At 71.8% G+C, this 14,627-nt stretch carries 12 protein-coding genes and 1 pseudogene; 4 read left to right on the top strand and 9 right to left on the bottom strand.

Annotation, left to right across the window (positions count from 1 at the left end; genetic code table 11):
* Nucleotides 1-198: 198 nt before the first annotated feature.
* Both rox and P8T65_RS45630 read left to right on the top strand, forming a co-directional pair.
* Entirely contained in the window at nt 199-1,629 is a 1,431-nt protein-coding gene (gene rox, locus P8T65_RS45625; RefSeq protein ID WP_316731302.1) for a rifampin monooxygenase, read from the top strand.
* A 108-nt stretch (nt 1,630-1,737) separates the two neighbouring features.
* Entirely contained in the window at nt 1,738-2,358 is a 621-nt protein-coding gene (locus P8T65_RS45630; RefSeq protein ID WP_316731303.1) for a GNAT family N-acetyltransferase, read from the top strand.
* A gap of 41 nt (nt 2,359-2,399) precedes the next feature.
* Here the strand turns inward: P8T65_RS45630 and P8T65_RS45635 are convergent, their stop codons facing one another.
* From P8T65_RS45635 to P8T65_RS45665, 7 genes and pseudogenes are all read right to left on the bottom strand, one after another.
* The gene (locus P8T65_RS45635; protein WP_316731304.1) at nt 2,400-3,068 is read right to left on the bottom strand and encodes a response regulator transcription factor; all 669 of its coding nucleotides are present in this window, start codon (nt 3,066-3,068) and stop codon (nt 2,400-2,402) included.
* Complete coding sequence (locus tag P8T65_RS45640; protein ID WP_316731305.1) at nt 3,065-4,435, bottom strand: histidine kinase; 1,371 nt, start codon at nt 4,433-4,435, stop codon at nt 3,065-3,067. The genes P8T65_RS45635 and P8T65_RS45640 overlap by 4 nt, the downstream gene beginning before the upstream one ends.
* A 73-nt stretch (nt 4,436-4,508) precedes the next feature.
* Nucleotides 4,509-5,339: an ABC transporter permease gene (locus tag P8T65_RS45645; RefSeq protein WP_316731306.1), complete on the bottom strand. Its 831-nt coding sequence runs from the start codon at nt 5,337-5,339 to the stop codon at nt 4,509-4,511.
* The gene (locus P8T65_RS45650; protein ID WP_316731308.1) at nt 5,339-6,268 is read right to left on the bottom strand and encodes an ATP-binding cassette domain-containing protein; all 930 of its coding nucleotides are present in this window, start codon (nt 6,266-6,268) and stop codon (nt 5,339-5,341) included. Before P8T65_RS45650 ends, P8T65_RS45645 begins: the two co-directional genes overlap by 1 nt.
* 232 nt (nt 6,269-6,500) lie before the next feature.
* Nucleotides 6,501-7,430: a squalene/phytoene synthase family protein gene (locus P8T65_RS45655; RefSeq protein ID WP_316731309.1), complete on the bottom strand. Its 930-nt coding sequence runs from the start codon at nt 7,428-7,430 to the stop codon at nt 6,501-6,503.
* A gap of 70 nt (nt 7,431-7,500) precedes the next feature.
* On the bottom strand, nt 7,501-8,532 hold the full coding sequence (locus tag P8T65_RS45660) for a cellulase family glycosylhydrolase (protein WP_316731310.1): 1,032 nt from the start codon (nt 8,530-8,532) through the stop codon (nt 7,501-7,503).
* A gap of 121 nt (nt 8,533-8,653) precedes the next feature.
* A pseudogene (locus P8T65_RS45665) lies at nt 8,654-8,962 on the bottom strand (DUF2993 domain-containing protein); the annotation flags it as partial.
* A gap of 143 nt (nt 8,963-9,105) precedes the next feature.
* Between P8T65_RS45665 and P8T65_RS45670 the strand changes: the two are divergent.
* Together P8T65_RS45670 and P8T65_RS45675 are read left to right on the top strand one after the other, a co-directional pair.
* Nucleotides 9,106-10,437, top strand: coding sequence for a cytochrome P450 (locus P8T65_RS45670; protein WP_316731311.1), 1,332 nt, complete (start codon nt 9,106-9,108; stop codon nt 10,435-10,437).
* A 147-nt stretch (nt 10,438-10,584) separates the two neighbouring features.
* The gene (locus P8T65_RS45675) at nt 10,585-12,183 is read left to right on the top strand and encodes an AMP-binding protein (RefSeq protein ID WP_316731313.1); all 1,599 of its coding nucleotides are present in this window, start codon (nt 10,585-10,587) and stop codon (nt 12,181-12,183) included.
* A 135-nt stretch (nt 12,184-12,318) separates the two neighbouring features.
* On the opposite strand, the gene P8T65_RS45680 is transcribed toward P8T65_RS45675, so the two are convergent.
* Nucleotides 12,319-13,386, bottom strand: a complete 1,068-nt coding sequence (locus P8T65_RS45680; RefSeq protein ID WP_316731315.1) for a glycoside hydrolase family 5 protein — start codon at nt 13,384-13,386, stop codon at nt 12,319-12,321.
* Between the two features lie 140 nt (nt 13,387-13,526).
* Complete coding sequence (locus P8T65_RS45685) at nt 13,527-14,429, bottom strand: sugar phosphate nucleotidyltransferase (protein WP_316731942.1); 903 nt, start codon at nt 14,427-14,429, stop codon at nt 13,527-13,529.
* Nucleotides 14,430-14,627: the final 198 nt, after the last annotated feature.

Below are 14,627 nucleotides of genomic sequence, written 5' to 3' on the forward strand. Positions count from 1 at the left end.
GCACGCCCCGGGCCCTCACGCGAACCGGAGGGCGATGCCGGAGAACCGGAGGAGAACGGCAAAGGCAAGGAGGTCCAGTCCTCCTTGCCTGTCTCAACGTATAGCGCACCGGGGGGCTTGCGACAAGGCCCTCCCCGTGCCGCAGAATCGCCGACCGAAGCGAGAAGCGACGGCACATCTGCGCACATGGGGGTTGGGATGATCGACGTCATCGTCGTCGGGGGCGGACCGACCGGGTTGATGCTGGCGAGCGAACTGCGGCTGGCCGGCGTGGAGACGGTCGTGCTGGAGCGGCTGACCGCGCCGACCGGCGAGTCCCGGGGACAGGGCCTGCACGCGCGCAGTGTCGAGGTGATGGACCAGCGCGGCCTGCTGGAGAGGTTCCTCGCGGTCAGTGAGAAGTTCCGGGTCGGCGGACTCTTCGGCGGCATCATGAAGCCCTGGCCGGAGAGCCTGGACACGGCACACGCGTACGGCGTCGCCACCCCGCAGCCCGTCACCGAGCGCATCCTTCAGGAACACGCGCTGGAACTCGGCACCGACCTTCGGCGCGGCCGCGAACTGGTGGGGCTCGACCAGGACGAGGACGGGGTGACCGCGGAACTGGCCGACGGCACCCGGCTGCGCGCCCGCTACCTCGTCGGCTGCGACGGGGGCCGCAGCACGGTGCGCAGGCTGCTCGGCGTCGGTTTCCCCGGCGAGCCCGCCACGGTCGAGACCTTGCTTGGCGAGATGGGGGCGACCGAGGACCCGGCGACGATCACCGAGGTCGTCGAGAAGGTGCGCAGGACCGAACTGCGGTTCGGCCTCGCTCCGCTGGAGAACGGCGCCTACCGCGTGCTGGTACCTGCCGACGGGGTGTCCGAGGACCGTACGACCCCGCCCACCCTGGACGAGTTCAAGCAGCGGCTGCGGGACTTCGCGGGCACCGACTTCGGTGTCCACTCACCGCGCTGGCTCTCCCGGTTCGGCGACGCCACCCGGCAGGCCGAGCGCTACCGGGTCGGCCGGGTGCTGCTGGCCGGCGACGCGGCGCACATCCATCCGCCGACCGGCGGCCAGGGGCTCAACCTCGGTGTGCAGGACGCCTTCAACCTGGGGTGGAAGCTGGCCGCCGAGGTCAACGGCTGGGCGCCGGAGGGGTTGTTGGACAGCTACCACGCCGAGCGGCACCCGGTCGCCGCCCGTGTGCTGGTCAACACCCGGGCGCAGATGACCCTGTTGGGGTCCGCGCCGGGGCCGACCGCGCTGCGGGAGCTGCTGTCGAAGCTGATGGACTTCGATGAGGTCAACCGGTACGTGACCGGGATGATCACCGGGGTCGACGTCCGCTACGACCTCGGCGACGGTCACGAACTGCTCGGCCGCCGGATGCGGGACCTGCGGCTGAAGCACGGGCGGCTGTACGAGCTGATGCACGACGGCCGCGGTCTGCTGCTCGACCCCGGCGGCACGCTCTCGGCGGAGGGCTGGGCGGACCGCGTCGACCACGTGGTCGACTCCGCCGAGGACCTGGACGCGCCCGCGGTCCTTCTGCGACCCGACGGCCACGTGGCGTGGGCCGGCGAGGACCAGCGGGACCTGCTCGACGCGCTCGCCCGGTGGTTCGGGGCGGCGAACACGCGCTGAGGAGGCGGTCGGCCGGGCGGACCGGCGCACGGGGAAGCGTGCGTGGCGTCAAGAGACGCTGTCGCTCGGGCGGTTGTGGGGGCGGGCGACACCGCGCAGGATGCTGCGATGACCCCGCCTCCCGCAGTCCGCCCGTACCGGCCCGAGGACCTCGACGACGTCCACGAGATCTGCGTCCGTACCGCCCACAACGGCGGCGACAGCCGTCCCGTCCACGCGGACCCCGACGTCTTCCCGGCGGCCTTCGCCACCCCGTACACCCACCTGGAACCGGAGTCGGCCTTCGTCCTCGACGACGGCGGCGGGCGAGCGGTCGGCTACATCCTCGGCACCGCGGACACCCCCGCCTTCGTCGCGGACTTCCGCGCGAAGTGGCTGCCCCTGGTGGCGGAGCGCTTCCCGATGCCCGCCGACAGCGCGGACACACCCGACGCGGCGATCGTCCGGCTCCTGCACGACCCCGAGCGCATGATCCTGCCCGAACTCCTGCCGTACCCCGCCCACCTGCACATCGACATCCTCCCCGCCTGGCAGGGCCGGGGCCACGGCCGGGCCCTCATGCGCACCTTCCTGCGAGCGCTGTGCGAGCGAGGCGTCCCGGCGGTCCACCTCACCATGGTCACCGCCAACACAGCGGCGCGCGCCTTCTACGACCGCCTGGGCTTCCACGAGATCGAGGTACCGGACCCCGGTCCGGTGACCCATCTCGGCCGCACGACACGGGACTGACGGGCCGTCCGGGCCGACGCCGACCGCACAGGGAGATGCGGCTACGGCTTCGCCCGCACCAGGCCCGCGTCGTAGGCCATGATCACGGCCTGGACGCGGTCCCGGGCACCGATCTTGGCGAGGACACGGCCGACGTGTTTCTTCACGGTGGACTCGGTGAGCACGAGACGTTCGGCGATCTCCGTGTTGGTCCACCCCTGGCCGATGGCGACGAGCACCTCGTGCTCGCGTTCGCTCAGGCTCCGCAGCCGGGGGTCGGGGGGCAGGGGCGTGCCGGTCGGGGCGAGGACCTGATGGGCGTAGGCGTCCAGGAGCCGGCGGGTGAGGCTGGGGGCGACGACGGCGTCCCCGGTGGCCACCGCGTGGATGCCGGCGACGAGTTCCTCGGGGCGGGCGTCCTTGAGCAGGAAGCCGCTGGCGCCGGCCCGCAGCCCGTCGTACGCGTACTCGTCGAGGTCGAAGGTGGTCACGATCAGGACGCGGGTGCGGCCACCGGCGGCGACGATCCGGCGGGTCGCCTCCAGGCCGTCCATACCGGGCATACGGATGTCCATCAGGACCACGTCGGGACGCAGCTCCGCGGCGAGGCGGACGGCTTCGGCGCCGTGCTCGGCCTCCCCGACCGGGGTGAGGCCGGGCGTGCCCTGCAGGAGCATGCGGAAGCCGAGCCGCTGCAGGGGCTGGTCGTCGGCGATCAGCACGGTGGTCATGGCAGATGATCTCCTGAGGCCGACAGAGTGGGTGGCGCGGGAGCCACGTCCAGCAGGACGTCCACGATCCAGCCGTGGCCGGTGTCCTGCGGGCCGATGGTGACGGCACCGCCGTACAGGGCGGCCCGCTGCCGGATGCCGACCAGCCCGTGTCCCGGCTCCTCGGCCCCCGCCCGCCCCCGCTCCGCGGGGCCGGGGCTCCCCGTCGGCGGCCCTGTGTCGGCGACCCGGACGTGCACGGAGCCGGACCCGGCGGTCACCCCGACCTCGGCCGAGGAACCCGTACCGGCGTGCTTGAGGGTGTTGGTCAGGGCCTCCTGCACGATCCGGTACACGGTGAGCTGCACGCCGCTGCCCAGCGCGTCGAGATCGCCCACGGTCCGGTAGGTCACGGGCAGCCCCGCCGCGCGGACCCGCGCCAGCAGGGCGTCCAGGTCGGCGATGCCCGGCTGCGGGCCGAGCAGCCGCTCGTCGTCCTGGCCCTCGCGCAGGACGTCCAGCACCCGGCGCAGTTCGCCCATGGCCTGGCGGCCGGTGTCGCCGAGGATGCGCAGGGCCTCGGCGGACCGCTCGCCCCGCCCGGCGGCGAGGACCGCGGCGCCGTCGGCGACGCCGACCATGACCGAGAGGTTGTGGCCCAGGATGTCGTGCATCTCCCGGGCCACCCGGGACCGCTCGGCGGCGGCGGTGAGCCGGACGCGCTGGTCGCGTTCGATCTCCAGCCGGGCGGCGCGCTCCTCCAGCGTCGCCAGGTACATCCGGCGGATCCGGAGGGTGAGGCCGAGGGTGACGGCCGCCGTGGCCGTGCCCAGCAGGAAGAAGAGCCCGAGCAGCGGATGCTCGACCTGCCCCAGGAGCCAGACGGCGAGGGCCAGTTCACCGGCGGTCACGGCGACCGCCCAGCCCAGCGTCCGCAGAGAACCGTGCAGGGCCAGGCTGTACAGGGCGACGAGCATGCTGAGCCCGGCCTGCTGCCACACGTCCAGCGACCACTGGGCCAGTGAGACGGCCGCGATCACGAAGAACGTCACGCCCGGCGCCCGGCGCCGCCACCACAGCGGGGCGACGAGCGCGGCCGCGAAGAGGAACGGGACGGCCGCCGGCAGGTCGGTGCGGTACTGCGTCTCCCCGAAGGGGCCGCCGCCGGCGTGGTCGAGGAGGAGGTCCGGCAGACTGAGCAGCGCCACGACCAGCACCACCGCCGTGTCGAGCAGCCAGGGGTGCCGCCGGTCCAGCAGCTGCCGCCGGCGCCGACCGTGCAGCATCCGGCCCAGGACCGGGTGCCAGGCGGCGTCGAGCCCCGGGGACGGCGGGATCGCGGTCCCCGGGGTGGTCTCCGCGGCGGGTGTCACGCGGTGCGGACTCATGGTCCTCATTGTCCTCGGTTTTCTGCGGTGGGCGTCCGCCCTCCCGGCGGCGTGGGTGCCGGTCCCCGGCAGGTCAGGCGTCCCGGCGGACCAGTCGGTGGGCCGCCCCGGCGAGGGCCAGCGCCACCCAGCCGGCGAAGACCGCGAGTCCCTGCCCCGGTGAAAGGGCATCGGCGGACCCGGTGAGCGCGTAGATCGCCGATCCCGCGTTGCTGGGGAGGTAAGGGGTGATCGTGTCGTACCAGGAGTCCGGCAGCAGCGTGGCGAGCCCGGGGAGGATGAGCAGGACGCCGACCAGGGCGGCGATGGCTCCGGCAGAGGACCGCAGCAGCACCCCCAGGGCCACCCCGGCCACGGCGACCAGACCGAGGTAGACACCGGCGCCGGCCAGGGCGCGCAGTACGCCGTCGTCGCCCAGCGAGAGCGAGATCTTCTCGCCGTCCAGGCCGGGAACGCCCAGCTGGAACGCGGCCAGCGCGCCGACGGTGCCGAGGACGAGCGCGATCGCACCGATCACGGCGCTCTTCGCCCACAGCACCGGCAGCCGGCGCGGGACCGCGGTGAGCGTGGAGCGGATCATGCCGGTGCTGTACTCGCCCGCCGACAGCAGCACCCCGAGGACGCCCACCGCCAGCGATGCGAAGGTCACCCCGGTCAGCGCCAGGGAGACAGCGTCGCCCGCTCCGGAGGGCTGCCCGGGGGGACCGTCGTCGACGACACCGGGACTGTAGGTGTAGCCGGCGATCGCCCCGAAGAGGATCAGCAGCACCAGGGCCACCCCGAGGGTGATCCAACTGGAGCGCAGCGACCAGAACTTGGCCCACTCCGAGCGCAGCACCCGGCGGCCGGTCACCTTGTGCACCCGCGTACGGGCCGGGACCACGGACAGATCGGTGGCGGTCATCAGGCGGCCTTTCGCGCGGGCTCGGCGGGAGCGCTCTGGTATTCGACGGCGTCGGCGGTGAGTTGCATGAAGGCCTCCTCCAAGGAGACGGCCTGCGGGGTGAGTTCGTGCAGGGGCACCCCGTGCTGGGCGGCGATCGCCCCGATCTCCCGGGCGTCGAGGCCGGAGACGAGCAACTCCTCGCTGGTGGAGGAGCTGATCGTGACGTCCGGGCCGGCCAGCAGCGAGCGCAGCTTCAACGGCTCGGTGGTGGCGACCTTCACGCCTCCGCCGCCCGCATCCCGCACGAAGTCGTCCACGGTGGTGTCCGCGAGGAGCCGCCCCCGCCCGATGATCACCAGATGGTCGGCGATCAGCGCGGTCTCGCTCATCAGGTGCGAGGAGAGCATCACGGCCCGTCCCTCGTCGGCGAGTCGGCGCAACAGGGTGCGCACCCACAGCACGCCCTCCGGGTCGAGGCCGTTGACCGGCTCGTCGAGCATGACCACCGCCGGGTCGCCGAGCAGGGCGGCGGCGATGCCCAGCCGCTGCCCCATGCCGAGAGAGAAGGCCCCCACCCGCTTGCCCGCCACACTGGTCAGCCCGGCCAGCTCGATCACCTCGTCCACCCGGCCGCGCCCGATGCCATGGGTGTGGGCCAGCGCCATCAGATGGTTGACCGCCGTCCGGCCGGGATGGACCGACTTGGCCTCCAGCAGCGACCCGATCTCGTGCAGCGGCGCTGCGTGCCGGGCGTAGGACCGTCCGTTGACGGTGACCGTGCCCCCGGTGGGGGAGTCCAGTCCGATGATCATGCGCATGGTCGTGGATTTGCCCGCGCCGTTGGGTCCCAGGAACCCGGTCACCTCACCGGCCCTGACGGTGAAGCTCAGACGGTCGACCACCGTCCTGTCCCCGTACCGCTTCGTCAGCTCACGCGCTTCGATCATGGCAGTGGGCCTTCCTGCTCGCCTCGGAAGGGGCCGCGATTCCGTCCGCGGCCTCTGCCTTTGAACCTACGAGCGTGGCCGACCGTGCCCCTGGGACCGCGGGGGACACTTCGGCGCTCCACTGGTACCGGGGTACCACCGGCACGTCATACCTCGTACGTACCGGGCCGGCGACCGACGGCGGCGGGAGCGGTGTGCCTCAGGTGCGCCTCAGACATGCCTCAGCTGTGCCTCAGGTGCCGGGAGCGTCGCTGCCGCGCTCCTCGCGGGCCCGTCGGCGAGCGCCCAGCAGCACCCGTAGGGTGCCCGCCACCGGCGGGGACGCGGGACCGCACAACAGCCGGGCACCATGGGCGGACGCCGCGTCGGCGGTCAGCAGCTCGATCCTGACGACCGCGTCCAGGAGCACTCCGCCGGGCCCTTCCCCGAGCGCGGTCAGTCCGGCGGCGGTGCGCAGGCAGACGCGGGACGCCTCGATCTGGTCCGCCACCAACTCCCGTACGCCCGCCGACTCTTGGCCCGCGACTAGATCCTCGACCGTGACCGAGAAGCGGGCCAGCGTCTCGGCCGGGATGCCCAGCCGGCCTTCCGGCAGGTCCTCGGCCAGGTCGTTGACGAAGTCCAGCCGCTGGCTGCCCTCCATGAGCGTCCGGCACGCCGCCCGGAACCGCCCGTCGTCGGCCTCCGGGCCCAGCAGCGACGCGACCAGCATGAACGCAGGCAGCGAGTAGGCGTCCACGTAGGCCTGGTAGTCCGCCTCGGTGGCGAAGCCGGTGAACTCCAAGTCGGTGGTGGCGGTGGACAGATACTCCTCGACCGTCCCCCGCAGCCGCGGATACTCGGCCGTGGTGTGCAGCAAGGAGCGGATCAGCGGATCGTCGCTCGTCCCGGTGTCCAGCGCCCCCCGCACCTCCTGCTCCCACGACGCCCACGCCGCGACCCGCCGCGGCTTCGGGCCGGTGTCGAGCAGATTGTCGCCGTGGTGCATCACGGCCGTCGCTGCCACGGCGTGGGGCAACATCCGCCGTGGCAGCAGCAGTCGAGCCGCGAGATACGAGGTGCGCCGGGCACGCGCCACCAGGTCCCGCTGTTCGCCGTAGTCCTTCCGCAACCCCGGCTCCCGGATGCCCGCCGCGTCCAGACTCCGCTTCCACACACTCATGCGTTGATCGTAGAGAAGGACATCGATGTCGCGACGCCCCCCGGGGTGCGCTGTGCACCGCGTGCTGGCGTTACTTCTGCTTCCAGGCCCAGTGCAGCCGGTCCAGGCCGCTCTGGTTGTTGACCTTCAGGCTGAGGCGGGTGCCGGTGCCCTGGAGGGTGGTGAGGGAGTAGGTGTCACCGTTGCGCAGACCGGGCCAGTAGACCGAACCGAGGCCCAGCTCCCGGATGATGTCGGTAGCGGCCTGGATGTAGGCGACCTCGTTGGAGCCGTTGACCGGGCCGTTGTAGTCGAGGCCGGTGGTCATGGAGGCCCCGAACTCGTCGAGGATGGTGCGCGAGGCACAGGTGCCGATGCGCTCCTTGAAGTCCGTCTTCCACTGGTCGACGCTGGTCCAGTCGGTGTGCCAGAAGCCGTAGTTGTGCAGGGCGATCCGGGTACCGTTCAGCCGGCTGTCGGCGCAGATCGGCTTGACGTCCTCGCTGTACTTGAAGCCGCCGATGAGGACCCGGTCGCGGGGGACGGCGCGGTGCGTGGCCAGCCAGCGCGCGGCGACGTCGCGCCACTCCTCGGAGGTGTAGCCGAACGGCTCGTTCATCGGCTCGAAGTACACCTTGCCGGTGCGGCCGTACGCGGAGGTGATCCGCGCCCACATGCGGTCCCAGGCGGCCTGGTCGTCGATCTTGCCGTCCTTGGCGTTGTCGGCCTCCCAGTAGCCCAGGATGACCTTGAAGCCCTTGGCGGTGGCGGCGTCGATCGCGGCCCGGTACGACTTCCAGAAGGGGCCGTTCACGGAGGTGGGGTTGACCGGCAGACGGACCGTGTCGACGCCGAGCTTGGCGAAGCCCCCGATGATCGCCCGGGACTTGGCGTACGTGGTGCCATAGGTGTCGCTGGTGGACAGGCCCGAGGGAACGACCGCGTCGTCGGCGAAGTTGTCGCGCGGGTCGGCCCAGTTCACGCCGCGGAAGTCACTGACCGGCGGCGGTGAGGCGTGGCGGGAGGAGGCGGACGCGGGGGAGGCGAGGACTCCGCCGAATGCCGTGATGCCGGCCAGCGATGCCGCGAGGCAGGCTGTCCCGCGATGGTTCTTTCGTGGCACCAGATCCCTTTCTGGACAGTTGCGTCCGCGAAACCCGGCTGTGCGGATCGGCGGCTCTGTGGTTCCCGCAACGTAGAAGAGATCTCGAACAGAGGTCAACACATCTGCACATCAAATTTCATCAAGAACCATTGAATCGCTGGCCATCGAAGGCCAGTTGCGACCCGGTGAGCCGGACCCGGATGCCGTCCTCCTCCACGCGTACGTCGCGCAGCCGCACGTTCCCGCGCTCCGGCTCCGGCAGTTCGAAGGAGAGGGACAGCCGGTCGGCGAGCGCGGGCCGGGTGAGCCGTGACAGGGCGTCGAGGAGGTCGGGATCGAGGCCGAGACGGCGCAGTACGCCGGGGTTGGCCAGGGCCAGGTCGATGAGGTTGAGGTTCTGGGCCTGGCGGGCGAAACGCGGTGACCCGGTCAGTTCCGTGAGCTTGCCCCGACGTAGTTCACGATCGCGACGTGGGACCGTGGAGACGGTTCCCCGGGGGACGAACGGGTGCTGACCGACTGTCACCGAAGGTGCCCTTCCCCGTACAGTCCGTGCTGCGAGCATCGAGCAGTCGAGCAGGGGGAAGACACATGGACACCGAAGCCGGTCCCGGCTCTCTTCCGCATGCGCCCGGAGCGGCCCCGCCCGTCCCCGAGGCCGAACCGGCGCTGGTGGACCGGTGGCGGGCGGACGGGGGTGAGCTGATCGACCTGCTGACGCTGGTGCGGCAACAGCTCGGCGGGGTCGCGGCGTTCCGCCTCGGGCCGACGCCCACTGTTCTCGTCACCGACCCGCAGGCGGTCCGGCACGTCCTCGTCCTGCGGCCGGAGTGCTACGTCAAACGCTCGCACCGAGCCCGTCTGCTGATCGGCGACGGCCTCCTGGCCGCCGACGGCGCGGCGTGGAAGCGGCAACGCCGGTTGCTGCAGTCCCAGTTCACCGGCCCCGGGATGCGCCGCTACGAACAGCGCATCACCGCCGCCGCCCGTACCACCGCCGCACGCTGGGACGCGTACGCCCGTACGGGGCAGACCTTCGATCTCGGCCAGGAGATGCGCCGGTTCGCCCTGGACACCATCTGGCGTTCCCTCACCGGCCACCCCCTCGACGACGAGACCCAGCGCGAACTGGCGGCCGTGGAAGCCGTGGGGGCCGCGCTGCCGGCCCTGCCCGCTGACGCCGACAAAGCCCGGGAGGCGGTCGCCGCCGACCTCGCACGCATCGACGCGGTCGCCCGGCACGCCATCGACGCCGCCCGCGACGGCGATGCGGGCCCCCACGGCCCGGGACTGCTGCACGTGCTGACCGATGCGTCCACCGAGCACCCCGAGTACACCGACCAGCTGATCCGCGACGAGTTCGTCACCCTGCTGGCGGCCGGACACGAAACGACCGCCACCACGCTGACCTGGCTGTACCTGCTCCTAGACCGGCACCCCGAAGCCCGGGAACGGGCACACGCCGCCGGCGCCGAGGACTCGCCGGAACGCCGACAGGCCGTGCAGGCCCTGATCCACGAGACGCTCCGCTTCTACCCGTCGGCCTGGATCCTGACCCGCCACGCCGCCGAGGACGACGTCCTCGGCGGTCACACCGTCGAAGCGGGCTCCGACCTCCTGGTCTGCCCCTACCTCACCCATCGCGATCCCGCCCTGTGGCCGGACCCCGAGCGCTTCGACCCGGGGCGCTTCACCTCCCCGGGCGGCCGCCCCACCCACCCGGGCGCGTACTTCCCCTTCGGCATCGGGCCCCGCGCCTGCCTCGGTCTCCAGTTCGCGCTGCGGGAGTCGACCGTGCTCCTCGAGCACCTGCTGCCGGCCCACCTCCCGGTCTTCCACTCCGATCCGCCGAAGGCCGTCCACAGCATCACCGTCCGCCCCGACGGCCCCACTCCCGTCAGCCTGAAACCGCCACGGGACTGAGGAGACGCCCACTGGCGGGCGCCCGCTGTTGCCGTGCTGGTCGGGGCCTGATGCGCGAATTCGCCACGGACTCGCCCTCGGCCTCGGCCCGTGGCCCGGGTCGACGGCGTAGCCTGCGGCGGGCCGACGCCTGACGAGGAGCCGCTCGTGACCACCCCTGAAGCGACGAGACCCCACCCGCGCAACTCGGGCCTGCGGGTGGACCTCAACCCGGCCGCCGCCGTCGCACGCAACGCCCACCATCAGGGCGCCTCCGTCGTCATCCGCTATCCGGGCGGCGACCTCACCTACGCCGAACTCGACGACAGGTCCGCCCGCCTGGCCACCGTGCTGGCCCACGGCGGCGTCGGCGACGGGGACCGGGTCGCCCATCTCGGCCTCAACAGCAGTTCCTTCCTGGTCACCCTGCTGGCCGCCCACCGGCTGGGGGCAGTCTTCGTCCCGGTCAACTTCCGCTTGGCGGTGGCCGAGTTGGAGGCCGTCCTCGTCCGCAGCGGTGCCACCGCCCTCGTCTGCGAGGAGGGGCACCGGGAGAGCGTCGACGAGATCCGCGACCGGACCGCCCTCGCTCGGTTCCTCCTGGTGGACGACGACCCCGAGGCGCCGACCGGCGGCGCGGTGGGCTGGGAGTCCTGGGCGGGTCTCCTCGCCGAAGCCCCGCCCGCGACCTCCGTGGCCGCGAAGTCCGCCGACGACCCGGCGATCCTGATGTTCACCTCCGGCACCACCGGCACGCCCAAGGGTGTCCTGCTCACCCACGGAAACGTCTGGTGGAACGGCGTGAACGTCGACCTCCGACTCGACACCCGCCGCGGCGACGTCACCTACGCCGCCGCCCCGCTCTTCCACATCGGCACCCTGAACAGCTTCGTGATCCGGACCCTGGTGCGCGGGGGCACGGTGGTCGTCGGTCGCGGGTTCGACCCACGGACGTGTTTCGACGACCTGGTCACCCACCGGGTCAACTCCATGTTCGGCGTCCCCCAGATGTTCGCCGCCCTGGCGAGAGAACCCGGTCTGTTCGACCGGGACCTCGGTCATCTGCGGTCGATCGTGGTCGCGGGCGCCCCGGTACCACCCTCGCTCATCGAGCTCTACGCCCGGCACGGCGTACTGCTCCAGCAGGCCTGGGGCCTGACAGAGACCGCCCCGTTCGCGACACATCTGCCTGTGGAGCGCACCCGGGAGAAGATCGGTTCAGCGGGGATCCCCATGTCGTTCACCGAGGTCCGGGTCGTCGACGTGGCCACCAACGCCCCCCTGGGGCCGGGCGAACCGGGGGAGATCGTCGTACGCGGCCCCAACGTCACCCCCGGCTACTGGAACGACCCCGAGGCCACCCGTGCCGCCTTCGACGAGGAGGGCTGGTTCCACTCGGGCGACATCGGCCACCTGGACGAGGACGGCTGCCTGTACATCGTCGACCGGCTCAAGGACATGATCATCAGCGGCGGCGAGAACATCTACCCGGCCGAGGTCGAGCGGGTCCTGGCGGCCATGCCGGGGGTCGGGGACGTCGCCGTGGTCGGCGTCCCCGACGAAGAGTGGGGCGAGAGCGTGCAGGCCGTCGTGAGCGTGGACGGGACGGCGGAGATCACCCTGGAGGCCGTCCACGCCTACGCGGCGGACCGGCTGGCCCGGTACAAGCTGCCCGAGCGCCTGACCGTCGTGCCGGCCGTCCCGAGGAACGCCTCCGGGAAGCTGGACAAGGCCGGCGTCCGGCGCCTGGTCGCAGGCGCGGACTGAGGACGCTCCCGGACCCTGCGGCCGGGAGCCGGGAGCCGGGAGCCGGGAGCCGGGAGCCGGGGTCGGCACCGTGCGCGCGGTGGGCCGTGCGCACGGTGCCGGTCGGGCGGCTCCCGCCGTCCTCCTGGTCACCCGTCAGAAGTCGTCCGGTGTCCTGACGCGCTCACGGATCCAGACGCCCGCGGGCTTGAGGGAGGACGTGCCGGTCCACGGACCGTTGCCGGCGCAGGTGCCCTGCTTGAAGACGGCGCCGCTGCGCTGGTCGTCGGAGTAGTTCCAGTTGACCCAGCTGATCTTCTTGGCCGCCAGGAGATCGAGGTAGCGCTGCGACATGGCGAAGTCGTTCGCGCCCTCGCCCGCGTAGTTCTGGGTGCCGAACTCGGTGACGAAGACGGGGATGCGGTCGGCCGCGCGGGAGAGGGTCCGCAGGTACTCGTCCCGGTGCGAGTAGGCGTAGAAGTGGAAGGTGTACATGATGTTGGCGGCGTTCACCGGGTTGCCGACCACCTCGGACTCGTCCGCGCCCTCCGACACACCGAGCGAGGACCAGGCACGGGTGCCGACCAGGATCGGGGTGTCCGGGTCCTTGGCCCTGATGACGGGGATGAGCTGCTCGGCGTAGCTCTTGATGCGGGACCAGCTCACGCCGCTGGGCTCATTGGCTATCTCGTACAGCAGGTTGTTCTTGTCGCGGTGGCGCTGTGCGATCTCGGAGAAGAAGGTCTTGGCGCGGGCGAGGTTGTAGTGCGGGTCGCCCGGGTCGAGCATGTGCCAGTCGACGATGACGTACATGCCACGGGCCGTGGCCTGTTCGACGGCCGAGTGGACCAGGTCGGTGAAGCGGCGCGGATCGGTCTCGTACCCGTCCTCCTGGATGTACATGGAGACGCGCAGGACGTCCGCCTTCCAGTCGGTGGCGAGGGCGTTGAGCGAGCCGCTGGTGACGCACTGGCTGTACCACTGCAGCCCGTGGGTGCTCATCCCGCGGAGCTGGATCGTTTTTCCTTGCTGGTTGCAGAGCTTGGTGCCGCAGACCTTGAGCTGCCCGTTGGCGGCGACGGGGGTGGCCGCGGCCGCGCTCGGGGCCGTGCGGGTTCCGGGGGTGGTGGGGGTGGTGGGGGCGGACTGCGCGGTCGCGGGGGTGAGGACGAGGCCGAGGAGCAGCAGCGCGGCGACGAGCAGAACGGATCGTGCCGGTCTCATGGGGGACTCCTGCCAACTGGTAGGAAACTTTCCTAACAGAAAAGGGATTAGCAGTTGGTCCGGACCTTTGCAAGGGGTGATGCGGAACCGCCCCGGAGTGATTTCCGGGGCGGGACGGTGTCCGTCAGGGTGGTGTGCGGTTAGTCGGAGGGGGCGTCGAGGCCGTTCACCAGGCCGCGCAGGACGGGCCCGTACTCCGGGTGGGCCAGGGCGAAGGCCATCTGGGCGACCAGGTAGTCGGCCGGGTTGCCGGTGTCGTACCAGCGGCCCTTGATGACCTGCCCGTACACCGCGCGCGTCGCGGCGTAGGCGTTGATGGCGTCGGTCAGGTAGACCTCGCCCGTCCGGTGCTCGTACCAGCGGCGGGTCTGCTCGCGCAGCTCGTCGATGATGCCGGGGGTGACGACATAGCCGCCGATGGCCGCGAACGCCGAGGGCGCGGCGGCGGGTTCGGGCTTCTCCACCAGGCCGGTGATGCGCAGCTGGCCGTCGCCGAGGTCCTCCTTGACGATGGGCACGCCGTAGCGCTGGGACTCGGTGGGGTCCATCGGCAGGAGGGCCAGCACCGGGCAGCCGGTCTGCTCGTAGGCGCGGATGAGCTGCTGGGCGCGGGGGACCTCGGCCACGAAGACGTCGTCGGGCCAGAGCACGAGCACCGGTTCGTCGCCGAAGGCGCGGGCGGCGTTCAGCACCGGCGTGCCGTTGCCGTACGGGCCGTACTGGTCGAGATAGGTGATGTGGCCCTGGCGGGCCAGCTCCGCGACCTCCTCGACCGCGTCGGCGTACGCCGTCTTGCCGTCCTCGCGGAGCTGCTCGACGAGGGCGGGGTTGGGCCGGAAGTGGTCCTGGATGAGGCTCTTGCCGCCGGAGACCACGATGGTGATGTCGGTGATGCCGGAGTCCACCAGCTCGCGCACGGTGTGCTCGACGACCGGCTTGTCGCCGACCGGCAGCATCTCCTTCGGAATGGCCTTGGTGAGGGGCAGCAGACGGGAACCGAGGCCCGCGGCGGGGATGACAGCCCTGCGAATCGTCGGGGACATCATGTCTCTCCTGGTCGAGCGGCACTGCGCACCGGTCGGTACGACGGCGCCTGGGCACCACGCGGTCGCGCGGCCTCGCAGCAAGCCTACCCAGGCTCTTCCCGGCCCCCGCGCCCCGTCCGCCCCGTCCCCGATCGGCGACGCACCTCCGCCGTACCGCCGCGGTGATCGCTAAATCGATTGCCGCCGGCTCTTCCC

The organism is Streptomyces sp. 11x1, assembly GCF_032598905.1.
Lineage (GTDB): Bacteria > Actinomycetota > Actinomycetes > Streptomycetales > Streptomycetaceae > Streptomyces.

Bases quoted from the DNA above. Each gene is read 5' to 3' on its own strand.
- P8T65_RS45635 (WP_316731304.1), bottom strand. From the start codon at position 3,068: ATGACCACCGTGCTGATCGCCGACGACCAGCCCCTGCAGCGGCTCGGC.
- P8T65_RS45680 (WP_316731315.1), bottom strand. From the start codon at position 13,386: ATGAGACCGGCACGATCCGTTCTGCTCGTCGCCGCGCTGCTGCTCCTC.
- P8T65_RS45645 (WP_316731306.1), bottom strand. From the start codon at position 5,339: ATGACCGCCACCGATCTGTCCGTGGTCCCGGCCCGTACGCGGGTGCAC.
- rox (WP_316731302.1), top strand. From the start codon at position 199: ATGATCGACGTCATCGTCGTCGGGGGCGGACCGACCGGGTTGATGCTG.
- P8T65_RS45670 (WP_316731311.1), top strand. From the start codon at position 9,106: ATGGACACCGAAGCCGGTCCCGGCTCTCTTCCGCATGCGCCCGGAGCG.
- P8T65_RS45685 (WP_316731942.1), bottom strand. From the start codon at position 14,429: ATGTCCCCGACGATTCGCAGGGCTGTCATCCCCGCCGCGGGCCTCGGT.
- P8T65_RS45630 (WP_316731303.1), top strand. From the start codon at position 1,738: ATGACCCCGCCTCCCGCAGTCCGCCCGTACCGGCCCGAGGACCTCGAC.
- P8T65_RS45650 (WP_316731308.1), bottom strand. From the start codon at position 6,268: ATGATCGAAGCGCGTGAGCTGACGAAGCGGTACGGGGACAGGACGGTG.
- P8T65_RS45640 (WP_316731305.1), bottom strand. From the start codon at position 4,435: ATGAGTCCGCACCGCGTGACACCCGCCGCGGAGACCACCCCGGGGACC.
- P8T65_RS45655 (WP_316731309.1), bottom strand. From the start codon at position 7,430: ATGAGTGTGTGGAAGCGGAGTCTGGACGCGGCGGGCATCCGGGAGCCG.